19 protein-coding genes and 1 other RNA gene are annotated in these 24,844 nt (G+C 30.5%); 15 read left to right on the top strand and 5 right to left on the bottom strand.

Annotated elements, in window-relative coordinates:
* Positions 1-14: 14 nt before the first annotated feature.
* Positions 15-340: RNase P RNA component class A (rnpB, locus tag ACQRC6_RS00825), an RNA gene on the top strand.
* Between the two features lie 190 nt (positions 341-530).
* A complete protein-coding gene (locus ACQRC6_RS00820) occupies positions 531-1,664 on the top strand; it encodes a C40 family peptidase (RefSeq protein WP_427847303.1) in 1,134 nt (377 codons plus the stop codon).
* A 446-nt stretch (positions 1,665-2,110) separates the two neighbouring features.
* Here ACQRC6_RS00820 and ACQRC6_RS00815 read toward each other — a convergent pair whose 3' ends face one another.
* Entirely contained in the window at positions 2,111-2,479 is a 369-nt protein-coding gene (locus ACQRC6_RS00815) for an EXLDI protein (protein ID WP_427847302.1), read from the bottom strand.
* 245 nt (positions 2,480-2,724) lie between these two features.
* Here ACQRC6_RS00815 and ACQRC6_RS00810 point away from each other — a divergent pair, with 245 nt between their 5' ends.
* From ACQRC6_RS00810 to ACQRC6_RS00800, 3 genes are all read left to right on the top strand, one after another.
* Positions 2,725-3,924: a dicarboxylate/amino acid:cation symporter gene (locus tag ACQRC6_RS00810; RefSeq protein WP_427847301.1), complete on the top strand. Its 1,200-nt coding sequence runs from the start codon at positions 2,725-2,727 to the stop codon at positions 3,922-3,924.
* Positions 3,925-4,173: 249 nt separating this feature from the next.
* The gene (locus ACQRC6_RS00805; RefSeq protein WP_293557579.1) at positions 4,174-4,602 is read left to right on the top strand and encodes a flavodoxin; all 429 of its coding nucleotides are present in this window, start codon (positions 4,174-4,176) and stop codon (positions 4,600-4,602) included.
* 6 nt (positions 4,603-4,608) lie between these two features.
* Positions 4,609-5,190 (top strand): DUF3793 family protein, encoded by a 582-nt coding sequence (locus tag ACQRC6_RS00800; protein ID WP_427847300.1) that lies wholly within the window; start codon positions 4,609-4,611, stop codon positions 5,188-5,190.
* A gap of 257 nt (positions 5,191-5,447) precedes the next feature.
* Here ACQRC6_RS00800 and gltS read toward each other — a convergent pair whose 3' ends face one another.
* Entirely contained in the window at positions 5,448-6,677 is a 1,230-nt protein-coding gene (gene gltS, locus ACQRC6_RS00795; protein WP_427847299.1) for a sodium/glutamate symporter, read from the bottom strand.
* A 260-nt stretch (positions 6,678-6,937) separates the two neighbouring features.
* Between gltS and ACQRC6_RS00790 the strand changes: the two genes are divergently transcribed.
* From ACQRC6_RS00790 to phaC, 3 genes are all read left to right on the top strand, one after another.
* A complete protein-coding gene (locus tag ACQRC6_RS00790) occupies positions 6,938-7,603 on the top strand; it encodes a GNAT family N-acetyltransferase (protein ID WP_427847298.1) in 666 nt (221 codons plus the stop codon).
* Between the two features lie 126 nt (positions 7,604-7,729).
* Positions 7,730-8,788 carry a poly(R)-hydroxyalkanoic acid synthase subunit PhaE gene (locus ACQRC6_RS00785; RefSeq protein WP_427847297.1) on the top strand — a complete coding sequence of 353 codons (1,059 nt, stop codon included), beginning with the start codon at positions 7,730-7,732 and terminating at the stop codon, positions 8,786-8,788.
* Positions 8,789-8,803: 15 nt separating this feature from the next.
* Positions 8,804-9,874 (top strand): class III poly(R)-hydroxyalkanoic acid synthase subunit PhaC, encoded by a 1,071-nt coding sequence (gene phaC, locus ACQRC6_RS00780; protein ID WP_427847296.1) that lies wholly within the window; start codon positions 8,804-8,806, stop codon positions 9,872-9,874.
* A 56-nt stretch (positions 9,875-9,930) separates the two neighbouring features.
* Here phaC and ACQRC6_RS00775 read toward each other — a convergent pair whose 3' ends face one another.
* Positions 9,931-10,518, bottom strand: a complete 588-nt coding sequence (locus ACQRC6_RS00775; protein WP_427847295.1) for a class II aldolase/adducin family protein — start codon at positions 10,516-10,518, stop codon at positions 9,931-9,933.
* Positions 10,519-10,612: 94 nt separating this feature from the next.
* Between ACQRC6_RS00775 and ACQRC6_RS00770 the strand changes: the two genes are divergently transcribed.
* A complete protein-coding gene (locus tag ACQRC6_RS00770) occupies positions 10,613-11,440 on the top strand; it encodes a purine-nucleoside phosphorylase (protein ID WP_427847294.1) in 828 nt (275 codons plus the stop codon).
* A gap of 3 nt (positions 11,441-11,443) precedes the next feature.
* Complete coding sequence (locus tag ACQRC6_RS00765; RefSeq protein WP_427847293.1) at positions 11,444-12,484, top strand: s-methyl-5-thioribose-1-phosphate isomerase; 1,041 nt, start codon at positions 11,444-11,446, stop codon at positions 12,482-12,484.
* A gap of 94 nt (positions 12,485-12,578) precedes the next feature.
* On the opposite strand, the gene ACQRC6_RS00760 is transcribed toward ACQRC6_RS00765, so the two are convergent.
* Both ACQRC6_RS00760 and ACQRC6_RS00755 read right to left on the bottom strand, forming a co-directional pair.
* On the bottom strand, positions 12,579-14,453 hold the full coding sequence (locus tag ACQRC6_RS00760) for a zinc ribbon domain-containing protein (RefSeq protein WP_427847292.1): 1,875 nt from the start codon (positions 14,451-14,453) through the stop codon (positions 12,579-12,581).
* A 166-nt stretch (positions 14,454-14,619) separates the two neighbouring features.
* Positions 14,620-14,916, bottom strand: a complete 297-nt coding sequence (locus tag ACQRC6_RS00755; RefSeq protein ID WP_427847291.1) for a hypothetical protein — start codon at positions 14,914-14,916, stop codon at positions 14,620-14,622.
* A gap of 183 nt (positions 14,917-15,099) precedes the next feature.
* On the opposite strand from ACQRC6_RS00755, the gene dnaX reads away from it, so the two are divergent.
* From dnaX to ACQRC6_RS00730, 5 genes are all read left to right on the top strand, one after another.
* Positions 15,100-16,776, top strand: coding sequence for a DNA polymerase III subunit gamma/tau (gene dnaX, locus ACQRC6_RS00750; RefSeq protein WP_427847290.1), 1,677 nt, complete (start codon positions 15,100-15,102; stop codon positions 16,774-16,776).
* Between the two features lie 8 nt (positions 16,777-16,784).
* Complete coding sequence (locus ACQRC6_RS00745; RefSeq protein ID WP_075660332.1) at positions 16,785-17,126, top strand: YbaB/EbfC family nucleoid-associated protein; 342 nt, start codon at positions 16,785-16,787, stop codon at positions 17,124-17,126.
* A gap of 1 nt (position 17,127) precedes the next feature.
* Positions 17,128-17,730: a recombination mediator RecR gene (recR, locus tag ACQRC6_RS00740; protein WP_427847289.1), complete on the top strand. Its 603-nt coding sequence runs from the start codon at positions 17,128-17,130 to the stop codon at positions 17,728-17,730.
* Between the two features lie 54 nt (positions 17,731-17,784).
* Entirely contained in the window at positions 17,785-19,683 is a 1,899-nt protein-coding gene (gene ftsH, locus ACQRC6_RS00735) for an ATP-dependent zinc metalloprotease FtsH (RefSeq protein ID WP_427847288.1), read from the top strand.
* Between the two features lie 544 nt (positions 19,684-20,227).
* Positions 20,228-24,802: an S-layer homology domain-containing protein gene (locus tag ACQRC6_RS00730; protein WP_427847287.1), complete on the top strand. Its 4,575-nt coding sequence runs from the start codon at positions 20,228-20,230 to the stop codon at positions 24,800-24,802.
* The last annotated feature ends 42 nt before the right edge of the window (positions 24,803-24,844 follow it).

The following is a 24,844-nucleotide window of genomic DNA, read 5'->3' as shown; positions in this document are numbered from 1 at the left end:
TTAAACTATTTAAGTAAGTAAATTGGTCAACTGCACATATGTGAGGAAAGTCCGCGCTCCACAGAGCAAGGATGCTGGCTAACGGCCAGTGGGGGCGACCCTAAGGCTAGTGCAACAGAAATAAACCGCCCTTTTGGGTAAGGTTGGAAAGGCGAGGTAAGAGCTCACCAGATCATTAGTGATAATGATGCTATGTAAACCCCATTCGGAGCAAAACCAAATAGGAATAACAGATGTTGCTCGCATCTGCCAGTAGGTAGGTTGCTAGAGATTATAGGCGACTATAATCCAAGATAGATAGTTGACAAAACAGAACGCGGCTTATAGATTTACTTACTACATATTTTATTTTAAACACAAAAAAATACTGGAAATGGCAAAGGTTACAAAATAGTTAAAATTAATTTAACTTTTTTGTAACTTTTTGTTGTTTTTTTGTAATAACTTTGCTATACTTAATAAGTAATAAAAAATAGTACGCAATAAATTTCTTAAAAGATATAAAATAAAGAGTATAGGAGTTGTTAGTATTGGTTTCCTTAAAAAATAAATTGCCACTTGGTCTTTTTGCATTATGTGCAGTTTCAATAGTTGGCATGAAAGATACAGGAGTATTTATTAACGAACATGTACAAAAAACATATAGTGGAAGTGAAATTGAATTTTCTATTGGAGAAAAAGTAGAAATACTTGAAAACAAGGGAAATGAATATTATGTTCAAAAGGGTAAGGCAAAAGTTACTATTCCACAAGAAAAAATTTTACTTACAGAAGTAAATGTTCCTACATACAAGGTTATCAAGGCAAGTCCGATTTTAGATGATAATGGTAGAATTATTAGGAACTTATTTATAGATGAATATGCAATTGGAGTTTCAATAGACAACAATAAAGCAAAGATAAAATGTAATGACGGAACTGTAGGAAGTGTTGATAGAACTGCACTTAAAAAGATTTCTGATAAGAGAAACAATGTAACTGAAGTTCAAGTAAAAAACAATACAGTTGCAAGAAGTGACAATGGGAAAAAAATAAACTTAAATAAGAATCAAGTTGTTAATGTTGTTGATTATAATAATGGATTTTTTGTAATTCAAGACAATGGAAATTATTATAATGTTGAAGCAAAAAATTTGAATATTTTATCAGGGTTAAAATTAGAAAAAGCTGAAGATGTTAAGGTAGATGAAAAATCACTTATGTCTGCTGATGAAAAAGAAATTCAAGAAGTTATTAAAAATAAAGATTTAAAAGAAATTAAAGAATTCAAAAAAGTTGCTGCACCTAATGCTTCAATAGCAGGTAAAGTAATTTCTTCTGCAGAAAGTAAGCTTGGATCAACTTATGTATATGGTGATACAGGTAAAGAAGGATATGATTGTTCAGGATTAGTTTATTCAATTTATAACGATGAACTAGGAATATCAATTCCAAGATCTTCTGCTTCACAGTCAACTTTTGGAAAACAAGTTTCAAAATCTGATTTACAAGAAGGAGATTTAATATTCTTTAATACAACAGGTAATGGAGTTAGTCATGTTGGAATTTATGTTGGGAATGGAAAATTCATTCACGCTTCATCAGGACAAGGTAAGGTTATGACTTCTTCACTTTCTGAAGATTATTATCAAGATAGATATGTAAACGCAACACGTATTATATAAGAATTTTTAAAAGAGAGCCATAGGGCTCTCTTTTTATGCAGTCTGAGATTTTTAAACTTGATTATGGTTTTAAGAATAGTGTTGGTAAGAAATCGTCAGCACTACTTTATAGTATGCAATTAAAATAGACATAAAATCAAACTACCATAAATATCCTTGTTAGGTTTTTATAAAATGAATAAATCTTTTAAATTGGATTTTTGTCTTCAAACTTTTTTTCTTATGTTATAAAAGAGTATTTAGAGTTCTACTACTTTTATAATTTCTAATTTAGAATTACCCTATGTTTTTAACATAAAAATATATGGTTTAGGCAATAAACCTTAAACCATATATCAATAATTTCCTCCACCAACACTAATTGTCAAAGAGCTACACTTTCTGTTATCAGAAGGCAATAGTCTAAAAAGCATTAGTCCAAATTGTATACCAAAAATATAAATAGATTAAATATCAAGAACTTCTATTATTTCTCCATTTTTTTCTTTAAGCTTAATTTTTTTTATTATTTCGTCACCTAAGTATTTAGTAAAATCTTCTAATTTTGATGACACTTCAAATTTTATATCACTTTTTATTTCACTTATGTCAAAGCTATTGTAATATTTTCTTTTATCTGACCAATAATTCCAATTCACATCTGTCCTTTCATAATAAACATAATTTTGATTTTTCGTTACAAATACTCTTTTATTGGTTAATTTTTTTCCATCTTCAGATTTAAACATCTCTGAATATAATTTCATTCCTTCAAAAACTTTGTATTCGCTTATGTTATTATTTGACACATTTAATTTTATTATATCTTGCTTCATAAGATACTTCCTTATTTATTTCTTTTGTTTTTAAGATATCCTTTTCTATCTCAATAATCAACAAATTTATTATAATCTTGTAATTATTTTTTAAGTTTTGACTTTTAGATACATTTAGTAAACAATCTAAAATAATTTATATATGTAAATTAAATTTTAAAAGTTTTAATACAATTTTTTTAATACAGTGGTAAAATGGTAGAAGAAGTAATACTTCAAAATTTATAATTTTACAAGGAGGAGAAATGAAAAAAAACAGTTTTTTTAATTCCTTAGTTTTTAAACTAATACTGGGAATTATTATTGGAATTTTTGTAGGAAGAATTTCTAATGAATCTGCTATTGTTGTAATTGATACAATTAAGAGAATTTTAGGAGATTTAATAAGTTATATTGTTCCACTTATTATTTTGGGATTTATAACTCCTGCTATTGTTTCTTTAAAGGAAAGTGCAGGTAAGATACTAAGTGTAACACTTATTATATGCTACATATCATCTGTTGGTGCAGCTACAATGTCATTTTTGGCAGGAAGGGCAATAATACCTAAACTTAACATCGCATCTAATGTTGGAGCAGGAAATGTTATTCCAGAATCAATTTTTAAATTATCAATAGCTCCAATTATGCCTGTAATGACTGCACTTGTTACATCAATTTTATTTGGAATTGCAGTAATAGTTACAAAGTCAGAACATTGGGAAAGTTTACTTTTAGAATTAAACAAAATAATCTTATCTATTGTAAATAATTTTGTTATAAAAATTCTTCCACTTTACATTGCTACAACTTTTGCAGCATTGTCATATGAAGGTGCAATTATTTCTGAACTTCCAGTTTTCTTAAAAATTATTCTTATTGTAATTGTAGGGCATTTTATTTGGATGACAGTAATGTATTCAATTGCAGGAGCTATTTCTAAAACAAATCCCAAAGAAGTATTTAAACACTATTTACCAGCGTATTTAACAGCAGTTGGTACTATGTCTTCAGCAGCAACACTTCCTGTTGCACTTGAATGTGCTAGGAAATCTAAGACACTAGATCCAAAGATTAGAGACTTTGCAATTCCACTTTGCTCTAACACTCACTTGTGTGGTTCTGTATTAACTGAAGTTTTCTTTGTAATGACAGTTTCACAGATTTTAACTGGGAAGCTTCCTGAAACATCAAATATGATAGTATTCATAGTTTTGCTTGGAATTTTTGCCATAGCTGCACCAGGAGTGCCTGGCGGTACTGTCGTTGCATCTCTAGGACTTATAACATCAGTTCTTGGTTTTAATGATACAGGAACAGCACTTATGCTTTCAATTTTTGCACTACAAGATAGCTTTGGAACAGCATGTAATGTAACATCAGACGGTGCAATTGCACTAATGGTTACTGGAATATTTGACAAAGTCCCTGGCAAGGGAAAAAATAGTAAGGCTAAGGAAATTTAATATTAATTTAAAGATTAAACCAAGGAGTTTCCTTGGTTTTTTCATTTAGAAGCTATTAAATGAAGAGTCAATAATTTTTAATATAATTTACTATGAGCTTAAATTTATTAAAAAGAGTCCAAATTATTACAAAATATTACGGGAAGATTTTTATTTAACAAATTCCTATAATATTATATAAAAATTCCTCTTTAAATTTATTAAAATAAAAGTTAGATGATAATAAATTTCAAAATTGGAGGAAATAAAATGAGTAAAGTAAATGTAATATACTGGTCAGGAACTGGCAACACAGAAAAAATGGCAAATGCCATTGTTAAAGGCGCAGAAGGCGAAGGCGCTGAAGTAAAATTAATCCAAGTTGGATCTGCAACTGAAGATGATGTAAAAAATGTTGATAGAATTGCCTTTGGCTGTCCAGCAATGGGTGCAGAAGAACTTGAAGAAACTGAAATGAGACCTTTTATGGATAAAGTAAATCCACTTCTTTCAGGGAAAAATGTTGTGCTATTTGGCTCTTACGAATGGGCTGACGGCGAATGGATGAAACTTTGGCAAGAAGAAGTTGAAAATACTGGAGCAAAATTAGTTGCAGACGGATTTGCTGCTTATGATGATCCAGATGAAGATGCATTAGAAGAGTGCGAAGCTCTTGGAAAGGATCTTGCAAGGTCATAAGATATCATGGAAAAATCTATTTTCATTGAATTTTTTAATCATATAAAAAATTTTAAAGATTTTGAATATATCTTAGCTTTAATAAAATCCACTGTGGCTCCAACTTTAAAAGATTTAAAATTAGGCACAATGATGAACTTAAGAAATGGAAATAGACCATTGAAAGATTTATGGGTAAAAAATAAACTTCTCATAAAGGAAGCTTTAGGACTAGATTTTTATGAACTCAATGAGGGAGAGGATTTTATTTTAGTTTATTTTTTTAAAAAAGATTTACTTATAAAAAAATTATCCACGCGAAAGATTTTAGATTTTCTAAACACAATGGGTTATGAAAATTGTTTTAAACTTGAAGATTATCTTAGTTTATTAAAGAGTCGATTTAATGGCACTTGTCCTGATGAAATTGGTGTATTTCTAGGATATCCTCTAAAGGATGTAATTGATTTTAAGGATCGCCACAAAAAAATATGCAAATGCACAGGATATTGGAAGTGTTTCAACGATGAAGAAAGTTCCAGAAAAGCTTTTGAAAAATTTGATGAAGTAAAAACTATTGAGATGAAAAGTATTTTAGAGGGATATTAAGATTAAACTTGAACATAAAGTTGGAAGTAAACCAGAGTTATTTTATACTAGCTCTGGTCTTTTTCTATATATTTTAGTCAATCATAAACTTGAGTTTAATATATGTTAGCAATGCTTTCATATTTTATTAATTATTGATGTATTTATTATTAGGAAGCGATTTGCAGCTAATGTATTATTCAAAATATTTTTAGCTTTTTATTTTAATTTTCAAAGTAATTAAAAAACCACCCTTTGACAGGTGGTTATAAACTAAATTATTGTACAAAAGTTTTAATAAATGTTAGAACTATTGGTTGGTATATAATGTCTACTAAGAAAGCTCCTACTATGGGAACTATCATCATGGCTTTTCTACTCATGCCATATTCTTCATTAATTGCAGTCATATTGACTATGGCAGATGGGGTAGCACCAAGTCCGTGGCCACAAAGTCCTGCACACATAACTGCCGCGTCATAGTTCTTTCCAAGGGCTCTAAATACGAAGAAGTAAGCGTAAATTATCATGAAGATTACTTGACAAATTAGAACCACGAGAACTCCACCCATTAAATCTTGAAGTTCCCAAAGTTTTAAAGTCATAAGTGCAAGCGCAAGGTATAGGTTTAACATTACATCACCAATACCATCTACTAAATTTCCGCTGAATTTATATAGATGTATTTTTTCATTTACATTTCTTAGTATTACTGCTATAAACATTGAACCAACATAGTCAGGAAAATCCATTTTAATTAAACTGCCGATAAACTTGGAAACTAATGTGCCAATTGCCATTGAAATAATAATTGCTGCGACATTTTTAATTATGTCTAAGTTTGTTAGTTCGATTTTTTCCTCTTTAAAAAGGCTGTCTAGTTTTGAAGAGTCAAAATTGTCGTCAACAGGTTTTAAGTCATTTTTGTAAATCAATCTTCTTCCAAGAGGTCCACCTATTACAACTCCAAAGATAAGACCAAAAGTTGCAGCAGCAGCGCCAACTACTGGAGCTTGCTCATATCCCAATTTAGCAAATGTATTACCATAACTCAATGCAGCTCCGTGTCCACCAATCATTGATATAGATGATGCGAGCATTCCGTAAGCTGGCTGAAGTCCAATAGTTTTTGAAACACCGATGCCAATAATATTTTGGAAAAGTGATAAAAGTCCACAAATTAGCCAGTAAATAATTAACAGCTTACCACCAGACTTTAATATCTTTAAATTTGCTCCAAGACCTACTGTCGTAAAGAATGCCAACATGAATGTTGATTGAAATAAATTTTCATAACCAAAGTTAAAAGTATTTGTTTTGTACCCTATAAATGTGATAAACATAAACATGAATCCACCAACAACTGGTGCAGGGATACAATATTTTCTTAAAAATGAAGATCTATTTTTAACTCCGTAACCTACAAGCAGTAATATTACTGCCAGTGCAAGCGTTAAAATAGAATCGAGGTTAATTGTTAAAATGCCATTTTCTCTTATAAATTCCATAATTTCCTCCTTAATAAATATATAATTGCATTGATACCTACCTAATAAAATAGTAACATTTATATCCCTTTCCTTCAAGATTAGAAGTTACTAATTTAATTTGTTAAATAGATTTTTAAATAATTCTCTAGATTATTTCTGATTTTTATTATACAATTATAAAAACACTTTATTTATGCTAATGCGTTAAAGAAAAAATTACTAAATTTTTACGTAAAATATATTTTTAGATAAAATTTTATTATTATTATTGAGGTACTATGAAAAAATTAATTTTTAAGTTTTTAGAAAAAGAGCATATTGATGAAATTTATGAACTTACTTCGGAAGTTTATGGAGGAATAGAAAATAAAGAAATTTTCTCACACGACTCTAAAAGTGATTTGGAACATTTAATAGATAATGGAGGAGCTTTTATTGGAGTTTATGATGGGGATAAACTTGTTGCTTATAGAAGTATTAAAGTTCCTGATGATGACGAAAATTTAGCATATGATGTGGATTTTTATTTAGATCCAAAGAAAGTTATTATAAATGATACAGTTGTTGTCTTAAAGGAGTATAGGGGAAAAAATCTTCAAAATATTACAAGGGAAAAATTGGAAGAAAAATATAAAGATTCTAATTTTACTCATAAAATGTCTACTATTTCACCGAAAAATTATCATTCCTACAAAAATACTTTGGATTCTGGCTATATGCTTGTAGCACTAAAAAAGAAATACCCAGATGAATTATGTGAAGAGGGTTATGATAGATTTATACTATTAAAGTCAAAGGATATTGATTTTGATTTTACTGGTGAAGAAATTGTTATTCATGCCAGTGAAATAAATAAATTAAAAGAAGTCTTTGATTCAAATTATTTTGGAGTAGCCGTAGATGATGACGGAAACATTTTATTTAAGAAAGCTAAAATTATATAAATCAGTTTAACGTGAAAAATAAATAATAAATTACCTTATTAATAACATTAAAAAAGGGTATATAATAATTAAACAATAGAGCATAATGTAGATAATTAATTTTAATAAATAAAAGGAGGAATTACTTTGGATAAAGAATATAATTTTTTTGAAGAGTATATGAATTCACAAAAAAAGATGATGGATATGTGGCAAGAATACGCTAAATCCTTTGCTGAAAATGAGTATAATCCATTTAAAAATGAATATTTTTCAAATTTCAACAAGATTTTTGGGGATCTTAATTCAGCAGATTTCTTAAATTATAGTGGTTCACCATCTGAAATTGCACAGAAAATAAAGGAAACATCTAAGTTTTATTACAGCATTTATGAACTTTATAAAAATATTTACGAAAAAGATATTGAACCAACTAAGGAAAGTTTTGAAAAGATAATGAAACAATATAAAGAGGGCTCACTTCAATATATTAATAACTATCTTTTCCCATATATACCAGTTGATTTGCAAAATTTAATAAAACAATGTATGGGCGCTACTGAAAGTTACAAGAATATGCTTATTGCAATTTATGGTCCATGGATGGACAATTCATCTGAGTTAATAGATTGTGTCATGAAGGGGGCTCTTGATGATCCTAAGGGTTATCTTGAATTTTTCAAATTGTGGAAGAAAAATTATAGTGAAACTTTTGGAAAAATGTTAAATGCTCCACAATTTGGCATTGATAGAAACACTTATGAAATGCAAATGAAAACAATAGATAAATTGATTACTTTTATAGGTAACTATTTAGAGCTTAGCATTATGCTTTCAAATTTAGTCAATGAATCAACTGAAAATGTTGTAAAAGAAAGCTTTGAAATGATTAAAAAAGGAAAAGCACCTAAGACTTTTGAAGAATTTTACAATTATTGGAAAGCAAAAACTTCTGAAGAGTTCGATAAGTTGTTCTATTCTGACGAATTTTCTAAATTCTTAGGAAACTTTGTTGACTCTCTAATGTTATTGAAGATTGACTTAGATAGAGTTATTGAAGAGTCACTTAAATGGGTTCCAATCCCAACTAATTCCGATATGGACTCACTATATAAAACTGTTTATGAACTTAAAAAAGAAGTTAGAAAATTAAAAAGACATATTAGAGATAAAGAATATGAAGAAGAAAAAAAGGAAAATAAATAATAGGAGGTTATTAATTTGAAAAACGCATTTGGAATAGATTATGTGAAGTCAATGTCCGATATGGTCGATTCTTACGAAAAGATTATAAAGGGTGTGGACACTCTTATGAATGTAGACTATAGTGGATTTGATGCGACTCCTAAAGAATTAATTTTTTCAGAAGACAAGATGAAGCTTTATCACTATGAACCAAAGGTTAAAGATCCTAATAAAACTCCTACATTAATTGTTTATGCTCTTGTCAACAAACAATACATGATGGACTTGCAAGAAGATAGATCTCTCATTAAAAATCTATTAGAAGGTGGACAAGATATTTACATCATTGATTGGGGATATCCTACAATGGACGACAAATATATTGGTTTAGATGATTACATCAATGGTTACATCGATGACTGTGTTGATATCGTTAGAAGAAGACACAATATAGAAAAAATCAATATTATAGGAATATGTCAAGGTGGTACTTTTTCCTTTATTTATACAGCGCTTCATGGCGAAAAAGTAAACGCATTAGTATCTCTTGTAACACCAATTGATTTTTCTACTGATGATGGACTTTTATTTAAATGGGGACCATATTTAAATCCAGAAAACATGGTTAAGGCCTTTGGAAATGTGCCAGGAGAATTTATGAATGCAGGATTTGTATTCTTAAAGCCAATTGATCTAATGGTGGATAAATACATTGGTGTAATTGATTCTCTTGATGATCCAAACAAACTTGCAAACTTCCTTCGCATGGAACACTGGATCTTTGATTCACCTGATCAAGTTGGACGAGCTTACCAAGAGTTTCAAGAAGAAATGTATCATAAAAATAGTTTAATCAAGGGAGAATTTTATCTTGATGGAGAAAGAGTGGATCTTAAAAATGTAAAATGTCCTGTGCTTGCAATTTTGGGTACAAAGGACAATCAAGTTCCACCAAATGCAACAAGACCAATTCCTAAAGTTGTTGGTACAGATGATGTTGAACTCGTTGAAGTTGAAACAGGTCATATTGGACTATTTGTATCTGGAAGAAGTCAAAGAGAAGTTGCACCAAAGATAAACGAATTTTTGACAAAAAAATCTAAATAATTTTATAATTTATTAAAAAGGGCCGAGCATATTGCTCGGTTTTTGCGTCTTTATATTTATTTTGAAATAATTTTTGGATTGCCAATGTTAAGTGAATAATAATAAATTTTTGCAGCATCCTCTAAATATTCTGCTGATAAAAAAGCTCTATTTAAATCTATTCCACAGCAGACCACGCCGTGATTTGCCATTAGACATGAATTTGAACTTTTTAAATAAGGAAGAACAGATTTTGCAAGTTCAAGAGACCCTGCCTCGTGAAAGGGTGCAACTTCTATTTCGCCACCTAAAAAAGCGTCCATTTCAATTAAAATCCTTGGAATTTTTTTATTACAAACTGCAAAGGCAGTTGCAATAGGTGAGTGAGTGTGGACAATGGCATTGTAATTTGGATAATTTTTATAAATTTCTGCGTGCATTTGCCACTCTGAAGAAGGTTTTTTATCACCTTCAATAGTTTTGCCATCAAAGTTTATTTTTACTATGTCCTCTTCTGAGATGTCTAAATAATCCATTCCACTTGGAGTGATGTAAAATGTTTCCCCATTTTCGCCACGGAGGCTCAAGTTGCCACTTGTTCCTGCAACTAGTTTTTTATCTAAAAGTTTTTTCCCATATTTTACTAAAAGTTTTCTATAATTCATTTTGCACCTCAAATATAATTTATCACATTTTTCTTCTAATTGACAATTTATTATGCTGTGTTAGACTAAAATCATAAATGAATGGAGAGAAGTTATGTTAAAAGAAAAGATTTTTGATAATTATAAACAAAGTGCTGATTATATTTTGAAAAAAATAAAAATAAAACCTGAGATTGCAATAATTCTCGGCACAGGTCTTGAAAAACTTTTAGATGAAATTGAAGATAAAATTGAAATTAATTATAAAGATGTCCCAAATTTTTTGATTTCAACTGTAAGTGAAGACAGTGGAAAATTTATTTTTGGGAAATTAAAGGGTAAATTTGTAATTTGCATGACTAAAAGATTTCATTATTACGAAGGTTATGATTTTAACGAGCTTGCGACGCCAGTCTATGTTTTAAAACTTCTTGGCGTGAAAGAATTAATTCTTACAAATGCAGCTGGTGCAGTGAATTACAATTTTCATCCTGGAGATATTTGCCTAATAACTGATCACATAAATTTTGCTGGAATAAGTCCAACTAGAGGAAATAATTTATCTGAATTTGGCAATAGATTTTATCCAATTGACAAATTGTACGACAAAAGTCTTCGAAATATAGCAAAAAAATCTGCAATAAAGTTAAGAATTGAACTAAAGGAAGGAGTTTATTTCTTCACATTGGGCCCATTTTTTGAAACGCCATCAGAAATTCGTGCAATAAGAAATTTAGGTGGCGATTTAGTTGGGATGTCAACTATTACAGAAACATTGACGGCAGGTCATTGTGGTATAAAGGTCCTTGCATTTTCAGTTGCATCAAATTATTCTTCTGATCGAATAGAAAATATGGATGGAAGTGAGGTTGAAGATGTGGCTAGAGAAGTTTCACCAAAATTAAAAAATTTAATCATTGATATTATTGGGGAGTTGAAATAATAAATGGAAAGACAAGATTATGATATGCCCTTTATGCTTAGATATGAAAATGTAGCTTGGTATGAAGAGGGAAAAGTAAGAATTTTGGACAGAAGGGTCTATCCAAGGGAAATAAGATTTGAAATTTGTAATAGTTATAAGGATGTTGCAAGAGCCATAAAGGACATGGTAACTCAATCAGCAGGTCCTTACACTGCAGCAGGCATGGGAATGGCACTTGCAGCTTATGAAGGAAGGAATTTAAAGGGAGTGGAGTTAATAAAATTTTTAGAAGAAGCTGCCCATACAATTTCCACTGCAAGACCTACTACATCAAGTAGACTTAAAAAAGTAACTGAGGGATCAATTAAAGCTGCTAGAAGAGCAATTAAAAATAGAGAAGATGTTGTAGATGCAGTTTTTCAAGAATCTATAAATTCACTAAATAGAAGATATAATGCAATGAATGAAGTTGCAAAATATCTATGTGATGTAATCCCTGATGGCGGAAAAGTATTGACACAATGTTTTGCAGAAACGATTATTGGAACTATGACTAGAACTTTAAAGGAGCAAGGTAAAAATGTAAAATTTTACTGCACAGAAACTAGACCTTATTATCAAGGAGCAAGACTTACTGCAACTTGCATAAATGAAATGGGATTTGATACATATGTAATAACAGATAATATGGTTGCCTACACTATGGAAAATATAGGAATAGATGTATTCACATCGGCGACAGATACAATTACACTTGACGGTCATGTTGCGAATAAAGTTGGCACACACCAAATTGCAATTGTTGCTCGTGAATTTAATGTTCCTTTTTATGTGACGGGAATGCCCGATATGGGAAAAAAGAAAAAAGAGGACATAGTGATTGAAATGAGAGATCCATCCCTTGTGTTAGGCAATCACACTGCAAAGGGAGTAAAGGCAATTTATCCTTCTTTTGATATAACACCTCCAGAACTAATCACAGGCTTTGTAACAGACAAGGGAATTTACAAACCAAGGGAATTAAAAAAATATTTTGAAACAGATTATAAAAGTTATTATTAAATGTAATAAAAATTGTATTGAACTTTTAAAAATAAATAAATTAATAAATAAAAAAGGAGAGTAGTTAAAAATAATTTAACCATTCTCCTTGAGTTTAAAAAAGTGTTACGAAAATAAAATTAATTATAAACCATATCATCTTAAATAGAAGTTCAAAAAGCGTAAAAGCAATTACATACCAGCCAATGAAATTAATTTTTGATCTTCCAACAAATTCTTCTTTATAAAGAGTTATTGCAATGAGAAGGGATAATATAACTAATATTAATGTAGCAAGAGGCATTGCAGTAAGTGCTTGCAACATATTGTATTTAAAGAATCCACCAAAAGGTGAGATAATAAATCCAATAAATAAAAATACTTTGCATATTATCCAGTTTATAAGAGCAAATTTTTTGACTTCAGGATAACTTGTGTCAATTTCATCTCTATCAGTTGCAATATTAAGTGGGATATAAAATTCTAAGTAATCAAATACAAGTTTAAGTATTAAAAATAGTATTAAAATAAACTTAAAAGATCCACTGCCAATTAAAAGTGCAATTGCATTTAATATTGTACCAATTCCAATTAAAATTTTACTTTCCTTTGAACCAAAGTCCCCAATATAGTTAGAAATTTTGTCAGTAATATTACTTAAAACTTCCATTATTTTGTCGAGGGAATCTAAAGATGATTTAGAAATTTTTGATTCCATATCATTTACCTTTTTGGAAAGATTATTTTCAATAGCTTTGTCAACTTTTGAATCTACAGATTCTATTTCTTTTACAGGTTTTTCGCCATTATCTTTAAAACTAAATAAATTCTTTAAGTTTTTAGGTTTAATATTTTTTTTATTAATTGTATGCTTATCAGAATTCTTAGAAGTTTCTCCTTGTTTAGGTATTTTTATACTGTTGAGTTTTTCAGAAAGCTCAGAATTATTCTTTGATTTAAAATCTTTAGAATTAGCCTTAAACTCATTAGATTTATCTTCTTTTGTGGTATTAATGTTTGTATCATTGAAACTTTTTTCCGCTAAATCTTTATTTTTATTTTGAAATTCTTGAGGTTTCTTTTTTACATTTTGAGATTTATTACTTAAATCATCCTTTTTTTTCTTCTTTGCATCTTCAGACTTTTTAATGGCATCTTCAATGTCAATTTTTGGTGTAGAAAGAGTATTTTCAAAAGATTTTTCAGAATCCTCAACAGATTTACTAATTTCTAAATTTCTCGCATTTTCCTTTTTCTTGCTATCGTCTTTAATGCTTGAAAAAATTGAAAATTCGTCGTCCTCTTCATTTATAAAATTTTTCCATTTTTCTCTTAAAGAAAATTTTTTAGGACTTTCATTTTGAAAATCCACATTACTATGAAATCTTTCAGAATTATCAATTGAACTGTCTAAAGGAATTTCTTCTGCAGAAATGTCTTTTAAATCAGAAGGTTTCTTTGAACTTTCGTCGAAATTTGACTTTTTAAGTTCTTCTTGAACTCTTCTTATTAATTCTTTTTGACTCATTCCTGATTCGAGTTTTGATTCCTTATTTGCATCTAAAAATGCTTTATCAGCTTTTTTTGCATCATCAGCATCATATTCATTTTCAGATGTTTTAGATTCTTTTTTTATATCAATATTCTTTGAAGGAGATTCTTTAAGTTTTCTTTCTCTTGCAGTGGATTTTGCTTGGACACTACTTTTTTCGTATTCTTCAATATTTTTAGAAATTTTTCTATCAACCTCAGCAATAATATTTTTGAGTTCGTCAGTAGTGTCAATGCCATCAAGGGATTTTGGATTAAATACTCTAGTGTGTTCACTTGTTTTTTCAACTTTAGCAGTATTTTCTTTTTTTATTGATGAATTTGATGTAATATTGACTTTTACATCTTTTAAATTGTGACCACAGGAAGCACAAAAGTTGTCATCTCTAGAGACAGGATTCCCACATTTTGGACAAAACAATGTAGCACCTTCTTTCATTAATTCTATTAAAATATTATAACATATTTTTTATGACCTATAAATCTTTTATGTAGTAAATAAAAGAATAGAAAAGTCATTGTGATTAAAAGTAAAAATTTTAAAGCAATAAATTTATGAAAAAAAAGAAGCCTCGAAAGGCTTCCTTATAAAAGTTAAGCTAAAATTATTTTGCTTTTTCTTCAGTTTGAGCAGCATTAGTAGTTGCTTCTTCAGTTTTAGCTTCATCAGCTTTAGCGTTTACTTCTTCTTTAGCTTTTTCTTCGTCAGCTTTTACGTTAGCTTCAGCTTCTTTAGCATTAGCTTCAACTTTAGCTTTGTTAGCTTCAGCTTGTTTTTCTACTGCTTGGTTTTTAGCGTTAGCAGCTTCTTCTTTTTTGCTGTTAGAACCTTGGCATGCTACCATACCTAACATTAATACAGAAATCATTCCAACGCTTGCTATTTTCTTTAAATTTTTCATTTTAATAAATCCTCCTATTGAAACTTCTTGTTTCTTGATTTGCCTATATAATATATTTAGTATGTGATAATTGTGTGAAGATGATGTTAAAAATTTTGGAAATCAGAGAAAAAAGAATTTGCAAAAACTTTAAAAGTAATTTAATAAAAAATTTTTTCATGTATAATTATTTTAGGTGAGAAAATGTATAAAGCATTATATAGAAAATATAGACCACAGACTTTTGATGAAATGTGTGGTCAGGAAGCAGTAAAAGCTTCACTAAAAAATCAGGTAAAAACAGGAGAAATTAGTCACGCATATATATTTCAAGGTACTAGGGGAACGGGAAAGACTTCTGCTGCAAAAATTTTATCTCGTGCAGTAAATTGTCTTCATCCAGTTGATGGAAATCCATGCAATGAATGTGAAAATTGCAAACAAATTTTAAAAGAATCAGTTTTAGATGTAGTTGAAATGGATGCTGCAAGTAATAATGGAGTAGATGACATAAGGGAATTAAAGGAAAAAGTAATTTATCCGCCTCAATCTCTTAAGTATAAAGTTTACATAATAGATGAGGTTCATATGTTATCAAAGGGCGCCTTTAATGCACTTTTAAAAATATTGGAAGAACCGCCAAAACATTTGATTTTTATACTTGCAACTACAGAAATCCAAAAAATACCAGCAACTATTTTATCTAGATCTCAAAAATTTAATTTCAAAAGAATATCCATAGAAGAAATTACAGAGAATTTGAAAAAAATTACTTCTCTTGAAAAAAAATCCTGTGATGATGAAGTTTTTACACTTATTGCAAAATCAGCTGATGGTGCAATGAGAGATGCACTTTCGGTTTTAGATCAACTTCTTACAAAAAATAAGGAACATATAACGCTGAAAGATGCAATGGAAGTTCTAGGCATATCATCTTCAGAATTATTATTTTCACTTTCAAAAGCATTGGTAGAAAAAAATGTAAGTGAGTCACTTTTTGCAATTGATGAAATTTATAAAGAGGGAGTGGAATTCAATACTCTTGCTTCACAAATTTTGAGCCATTTTAGAGATCTTTTACTTGTAAAAACTTTAAAAGATCCCAATAAAATTGTCTACACAACTTATTTAAATGAGTTTAGAGAGCTTGCTGCAAAAGTTGATCTTGAGGAACTTTTAATAATTATTGATATTTTAAAAAATTTATCAGTGGAAATAAAGTATGCAGACAACAAGCGTGTTGTATTTGAGATGAATGCAATAAAAATTTGCAATAGAGTTATTAAAGATGATTTAGCACTTAGAGTTAAGGCTTTGGAAGAAAAAATTAATTCCTTTGGCGATGTAAATTTTGCATTAAATTCTTTTAAAGATTTTTCAAAGGACATTGTCAATAATAATTCAGTTAAAACAACAAATGTTGAAAATCAATTAAATAAAAGCATTGTTAATGATATGAAAAGTGATGCTAATATAAATGACCTCAAAGATAATGCTTCAATTGAAAAATCAAATCAATCTGATATAATAGAGGACAATGGTAAAGTTCATAATGAAGGTGCAACTATAACTCTTGAAAAAATAAATAGTGATTGGCAAAAATTATGTCAAGAATTAATTTCTAGAAAATATAATGGTTTCGGTAGAAATATTGCCTTTGGAAAACCAATGAAGTTTCAAGACAATATTTTAGAAATTGCATTTAAAGAAGAGCATGAGTTTTTTTATAACTTTTGTTCTGATTCCGAAAGAAAAAATATTTTACCAGATCTTTTAAAGGATATCTATGGCATAGATATTGATGTTAGGATGAAGTTACAAAAAAGTGGTATAGACAAATTAGAAGAAATATTTGGAAAAAATAATATAGAAGAAATTTAGGAGGAAATATGGCTAGAGGTGGATTTAACGGCTTCCCAGGCGGAGGCGGAAGAAATAATATGATGAAACAAATTGAGAAGCTTCAAAAACAAATGGAGGAAATGCAAGAAAATTTAGCAAATGAAGAAATTTCTGCGACTTCTGGAGGCGGTGCAGTTTGTGCAACTGTTAATGGAAATAAAGAACTTATTTCTATTAAACTTGACAAAGATGCAGTTGACCCAGAGGATGTTGAAATGCTTGAAGATTTAATTGTAGCTGCAGTAAACGAAGCTATGAGAAGTGCTGAAAGTAAAATGAATTCTCAAATGGGCAAATTAACTGGTGGATTAAATATTCCGGGGCTATAAGATGAATAAAGAAGTTGGTCCTATTGAAGACTTGATAAAAAAGTTGAATAGACTTCCTGGGATTGGTTCAAAAACTGCTCAAAGGCTTGCTTATTACATTATTGGACTTGATGAAAATGAAGTGGAAAATCTTTCAGATGCAATTCTTTCCGCTAAAAGAAATACAGTTAAGTGTTCCATTTGCATGAATTATGCAGATAGTGATCCTTGTGAAATTTGTTCTGACAAGGCAAGGGATGATTCAGTTATTTGTGTAGTTGAAAGCCCAAAAGATGTCGAGGCAATGGAAAGATCTCTTAGTTTCCGTGGAAAATACCATGTCCTTCATGGAGTAATATCTCCCTTAAAGGGCAAGACTCCAGAAGATGTCAAGGTTAAAGAATTAATTGACAGAGTTAAAAGGGGAAATATTAAAGAGATAATAGTTGCAACTAATCCAACAGTTGATGGCGATGCAACTGCAACTTATATAAAAAATGTTCTAAAAGACTTTGACATTACAATTTCAAGAATAGGATATGGACTGCCTGTTGGAGGCGATCTTGAGTTTTATGACGAGATAACAATTCAAACGGCAATGGAAAATAGAAGAAGACTAGATTAATTTTGGGACATTGTCCCAATTTTTTCTTTTAAAATTTTTAGAAAGGGGAAAAGTTTGTCTAATAATAAAAATAATTTTAATAAATACATTCCCACAATTCTCTATGTAATTTTGGCGATAGTAATTTTTTATGTAGTCGCTATATTTTTAGTTCCCAAATTAAATAAAGGGTCTGATATAAAGGAAACTGATTATGTATCCTTTGTAAATATGATCAACAAGGGTGAAGTTAAGAAGGCAGAGGTAAGAGACAAAACTATTGCCTTTGAAGTAGAAAAAGACGGGAAAAAGATAAAATATCAAACTAATAGGATGTACGATCCAAATTTAGTTGATAGACTAGTTAATAAAGATGTAAAATCTGCACAAGTTTATAAAGCTGAGATGAACCCAGTATTGTCTTTTATAATTTCAACAGTAGCTACCTTTGCAATTTTTATTGCTTTTTGGCTATTTCTTTCAAAATTTATATTTAAGAGAATGGGCGATGTTGGTCCAATGAATTTTGGAAAGAGTGGTGCAAAAATTTATGTGGAATCAACTGATGGAATAAAGTTTGAAAATGTGGCAGGTCAAGATGAAGCAAAGGAAGCTTTATCAGAACTTGTAGATTTTTTACACAATCCAAAAAAATATACAAAAATCGGAGCAAAATTACCTAAGGGAGCACTTTTAGTAGGACCTCCAGGAACTGGAAAAACTCTTCTTGCAAAAGCTGTGGCAAGTGAAGCAGAAGTACCCTTCTTTTCAATATCTGGTTCAGCTTTCGTTGAAATGTTTGTAGGTCTTGGCGCTGCAAAGGTTAGAGATTTATTTAAACAAGCTGTGGAAAAGGCTCCTTGTATAATTTTTATTGACGAAATTGATACAATTGGAAAGAAGAGAGATGGAGCTGGATTTTCAGGAAATGATGAGAGAGAACAAACTCTTAACCAACTCCTTTCTGAAATGGATGGATTTGATGCAAAGGCAGGAGTGGTAATTCTTGCTGCAACTAATAGACCTGATTCTCTTGATCCAGCTTTATTAAGACCGGGTAGGTTCGATAGAAGAATCCCTGTTGAACTTCCAGATTTAAGTGGAAGGACAGCAATTTTAAAGGTACACGCTAAGAATATAGAGAAAGAAGATGGCATAGATTATGACAAAATCGCTCGTGCAACTGCAGGAGCAAGTGGTGCTGATCTTGCCAATATGGTAAATGAAGGAGCCCTTCGTGCAGTTCGTGAAGGCAGGGATAAAATGAGCGAAAGAGATTTGGAAGAATCTGTAGAAGTTGTCCTTGCCGGTTATGAAAAGAAAAATGCGGTTATTTCTCCAAAGGAAAAGAGAATTATAGCTTACCATGAAGTTGGCCATGCTCTTGTAGCTGCAAAGCAAAAGGATTCTGCACCAGTTCATAAGATTACAATTATCCCAAGGACTTCAGGTGCATTAGGTTATACTATGCAAGTTGATGAAGAAGAAAAATTCCTTATGTCAAAGGAAGATGCAATTAATAGCATAGTAACTTTAACTGGAGGAAGGTCAGCTGAAGAATTAATCTTTGGCATAAGAACAAGTGGCGCTTCAAATGACATTGAAAAGGCTACAAAAATTGCCAAAGCAATGGTAACTAGATTTGGTATGACAGATGAGTTTGGTTTTGTTGCACTTGAGTCTATGACAAACGCATATCTTGGTGGAGATACTTCACTTCAATGTTCACCACAAACTCAATATGAAATTGATGAAGCCGTTCAAAAAATTATTAGCGATGCCCATGACAAAGCTCGTGAAATTTTAAAAGAAAATATTAAAGCACTTCACGCAATTTCAGAGTATCTTTTAAGACAAGAAACAATTACTGGCGAAGAATTCATGGACATTTTGAAGGAATATGACAATAAAGAAGAGCAAGTTGAAATTCAAGAAGAAAGTCAAGATAGTAAAGAAGATAATAGTGAAGAGTAATATTTTAAAATCTTATTTAAGATAAGAATATAATATTGTTCAAGATTTTCTCATTAATACTAATTATATTCAAATTAATATTTTATATAAGGGTGATGTTGCATGATAGATAATTCTATTATGCTCATCACTTTTTTTATGGGTCTTTGCTAAAAGTGTTGGAGGAGATAATTAATGATATGGTTTATGGTTTATTGCCAAAGCCATATTTTTTTAGCATGAAAAAAATCATAAAGGGAGATTAAAAAATCTCTAGTAATTTTCTTAATTATCTTAATTATGAGTTAAATATTTTTAAATTTTCCTTTATTGTAGCTAGTAGATAAAGCATTCTTAATTTTTCTAAATAAATATTTTACATTTGCTTTAATTTTTACTAAATTTTCTTTGGAACTTCTTATAAGCTAGGATTCAAAAAAGTAAAAAAATTAAATAAATTACACTTATTTAATAAATTTATCAAAGTTTATTTAACTAACAAAAATAATGTTATATATAATAATGATATCAATTATTGTTATCATTTAAAAGGAGGAATTTTTTAATGCGAAAAAGGATAATAGCTTTTAGTATAGCAATCCTTATGATGTTTACTAGCTTGGGATCGACATTAGTCTATGCCAATGATATAGGAAATAATCAAGGTAAAGTAGAAAAGCTAAAACAATTGAAGATAGTAGTTGGAGATGAAAAGGGGAATTTAAACCTTGATAAACCAATTAAGCGTAGTGAAATTACGAAGATAGTAATTTATGCTCTAGGATATGAAAAAGAGGCAAAAAGACTTTCTAATGTAAAATCAAAATATTCTGACATTGGTCAAAATCATTGGGCAAATGGCGTCATTCAAGCTGCATCTCAGATTAAGATGCCAAATGGTAAGTATTTGATTGAGGGTTATCCTGATGGAACTTTTAAGCCAGATAATAATATTACTTATGCGGAACTAATAAAGATATTAGTAGTAGCTAGCAAAAAGAATCTCAGCGACCAGATGATTAAAGATGCCAAATGGCCAGATAGTTATATAAGCTGGGCTAAAGAAGAAAAAATAATAGGAAAAGATACTGGTGTTGAAATTAAAGACTATAATAAACCTGCAATAAGGGAAATAGCATTTGTATCACTATATAATTCCTTGGAACTTTTGAAAAATCAAAATCAAGAAGTAAAAAAAGAAAGTGAAAAACCAAAGAATAACCAAAGTATAAGTTTGGCAAGTGGTAGAAAGCGTCCATATAGGGATTACGTTTACTTTTATGATTATAGTGATAATAATAAAACTGAAGTACCAAAAACAAATAATCAAGAGACGAAGCCAACACCGACAGAACCGAAGCCAGAAAATCCAAAAATAGATAAGGGACAAACTTTAAAAAAATTAACTAATCCAAGGCAGGGTCAGAAAGGCAAATATGAAAGAGGTAAACCTGCACTACTAGGCACTGGAATCAGCGGACTAGATGGATTAAGAATTGATCCAGGTCAAAAATTTGGAGAAGTAAAGGCAATTAAAGAGGCTTTATCAAATCCAAAGGTAGGACCAGGACAAATTTTTGAAAAATGGCAACAGATAAAAACTGGAAAGCAATACACAATTGAGGAGCTATTAAAAACAAAATTAACTAAGGATATGGTTTATGAATGTCCTTATGGCTTTCATTATGTCGAGTTAAAACCTATTACTAGGTCGGATCCGAACTATAAAGCACCGAACCTTGATGGAAAAGCGTCAGTCTATGTTTATAGATATAACAGATTGGGTTGCAAACACTTTGAGATAAAAGAAGAAGCAGTCCAAAATGATTTTAAAATAGGTCAAAAATATGGTGAATTAAATTCAGAGCTTTTGACAAAGCTAGAAGAATTATCCCAAGAAGAAGGTTTTAAAAACTTCTACATTGGAAAATATCCATCTGAAGGGAATATGGATATTGAAGTTAAGACTCTTGATGAATTAAAGACAATGTCATCTGAAGAAAACCATAGATATGGTGGAGGTTATACAGATATTTATATTTACGCCTATGAGAATACATTAAAGAAACCGAATAAAAAAGATCCTGGAGAAATTTCTACGGAATTAAAATCAAAATTCGAAAAAGGTAAACCAGCTTTTAATGGAGCAGGTCTAGATGGATTAAGACTAGATATAGGCGAGAGATTTGACTCAAGAGATGATGTTAAATCTGCTTTAACAAATCCAAAACCAGCACCTGGATATAAATTTATCAAGTGGAAATTAAAAGAAACTGGAAAAGAATATTCCATAGAAGAAATTTTAAAATTAACATTGACATCCAATATGATAGAAGATTGTCCAACTGGATATAAGTATATCAATATAGAAATGATCACTGAAAAAGATCCAAACTATGTGGCACCAGAACAAGATACAGATAAATTATCCAACGAGGTATCTGTCCACATTTGGAGAACATCACGTGCAGGTTGTAAACATTATGACAGTGGCGAAATATATGTTCAGGACAAATTCACTATTGGCAAGCCTTATAGTCAATTGGATTCAAAGACATTAAAGGTATTAGATAAATTATCTAAGCAATATAGACATCACAGTATTTATATAGCAAGAGCTGAAGGAGCGGATGGAAAAGATAGAGATATAAGGTTCCAAAATGTGGGAAATGGACCTGCAAATCTCAAGGCATTATTGGAAACTGTATCAAGTAATGAGCATAGATATGGAGCAGGCAATCCTAATATCTATATCTATTTCTACGACAATCCATATAATTCCAATTTAGATAACAAGCAAGATCCTACACCACCAGAGGTAATTGAGGGCGAGAAGTATAATATCTCAATTGACGGCAAGGGCATTATGTTCTTTGTCAAGGCGGATTACGAGACGAATTATATACAAGGAAAGTTTGATTATCCAGCTAACTCTAAGATTTTGATAAAATTTGGTTCAAATATGACAGCTACTGGAAAGAAAGTTGACGGTTGGAAGGTAGTTAGTACAGGTGGCGAAAATATTAAAGTTGAATATCCTGAAGGAGATTTTCCATATTTCATCATGCCAAAATCTGATGTTACAATAAGTCCAATATTAGTAGATGAAAATGTAACACCTCAACCTCAGCCAGAACCACAGCCAGAGCCAACACCTCAACCAGAACCACAACCTCAACCAGAACCACAACCTCAACCTCAACCAGAACCAGATCTTCCAGGAAGTGTAGAATTGGGAGAAAGTGTCAATATAATTGGTGGCATAGATCCCAATACGAATAAAAATTTAGAAATCAGGATTAACCAAAAGTTTGGCGATGTTGACAAGGTTAAAAATGCTATTCTAAATTTTGAAGCAGGAGAGGGAATGGAAGTAGCTGCTTGGCAAATAGAAAAGACGGGCAAGGTTTATACGACAGAAGAACTTCTAAATCTAAGAGTTACAGAAGATATGATTAAACGCAGCGAGTGGGATGATTATGAAATGCATCTTAATCCACAGCTTCAAGTAAAGGGACAAAAAGCTGATAAAAAAGAATTGAAAGAAAAAGTTGAAAGTGCTAAAAAATTGGATTTAAGTGGATACACATCAGATAGTGCAAATAAACTCAAGGATACAATTAAAAGAGCGGAAAAAATTCTTAAACTCGAAAATCCAGCTATTACAGAAATAAGCGTAGAGCTCTTTAACTTAGAACAATTCGAAAAAGGTTTAGTAAGTAAAGATAATAAGCACACAGTTAGTTTCACATCAACAGAATCCAACACCTATACTCACTGCCTATATGGAACTGAAGATTATATAGAGAAGTGGAAGAATGCTTCCTATGAGATAAATGACGATAAAAAATCTAATGTGGAGTATTCAGGTGGACCAGCAGGAGAATATAGAACAAATCATTATAAAGAAATGTCATTTATGAGAGGCACGACATTAGATGTAAGTCCTGAAAGTTCTATCTATATTAGGGTAGCTTTAAGTACTGGAGATGGAAAAACTCTAAAACAAATTCTAGTAAATAACGAACCAATAGTATTTGAAAGGGAAAAAGATCCAATAACTGGCATAGCAGGTTACGAGACTAAACCTATTAAAATTAAAATAGATAAGGATACTACAATTAAAACTATATTTGTAGATGAACAAGAAGAAGAAATAAAAGAACCTGTGCCAATGAAAGTATTTATATTTTCAGATGAACAAGAAAATGTTCAGGAAGATTTTATGACAGATCAACCATTGTCTAATCTAAATGAAAGTATGAAAGAGACATTGACAAAGTTGGCGAATAAACCGGGATTTAAATATTTCTTTATCCATAGAGAACCTATATCTTCTGCTACAAGAAATGACACTATCATCGGGAACTTAGAAAAATTATTTGCTTATAGCTTGAAAGAATCTGATGAATATGATGATGGACAATACAAAGGACAGGTTTATATTTACGCCAGCATAGACTCCAATAGTATAAATAACACACCCGAGGAAGATGAATCGGAGATAAATAAAGAAGCTGTTAATGTCAAGGTTCATATCTATGATTGGAACAGTGTAACAAATAAAGCAACAAAACATTTGACTCAGGAAAATTTCCAAACAGGTCAAAAATATGCCTTATTAAATAAGGATATGTTAGACAAGCTAAAATCATTGTCTCAAACACCTGGTTTTAGATATTTCTATATTGCAAGAGCAAAAACAAATGAGGCTCAGAAGCATAATGACATCATATTTAATAAGAAGGCAAATAGTTATGAGGAGCTTTTAGATTATGTATCTAAGGAGTCTGATCAGTATAATACGACAGATTTCAAGACTCAGATTTTTATCTATGCCAGTATAGGAAAGCCGGGCGAAAGCAGCGGTAAGTCTGAGGATGAAAGTTCAAATCAAGGTTCTAAATTATATAGTGTCGAAACCAAAGGTGCAATTCGATTTGGCGATGGTCAATGGATTGAAGAAGCTTTGCCGGGTACTAAAATCTATGTAGAAGTAACTAATTTTGGAAAAAAGAAGTGCAAGCTAAAAGTAACGGCAAAGGGCAAAAGTATAGAAGTTAAAACTGACGCCGAAGGCAAGGCTTATTTTATTATGCCGAAAAGTGATGTCTTAGTTGAAGCTGTAGAAATAAAATAGAAAAGAAATGAAATCAATTAAAAGCCATCCTCCTAGGAGGTT

The organism is Peptoniphilus sp. SGI.035 (genome assembly GCF_050315115.1).
Taxonomy (GTDB): Bacteria; Bacillota; Clostridia; order Tissierellales; family Peptoniphilaceae; genus Peptoniphilus_A.
The sequence above is the reverse complement of the archived record's forward strand: the minus strand, read 5'-3'. Positions and strand labels throughout refer to the sequence as shown.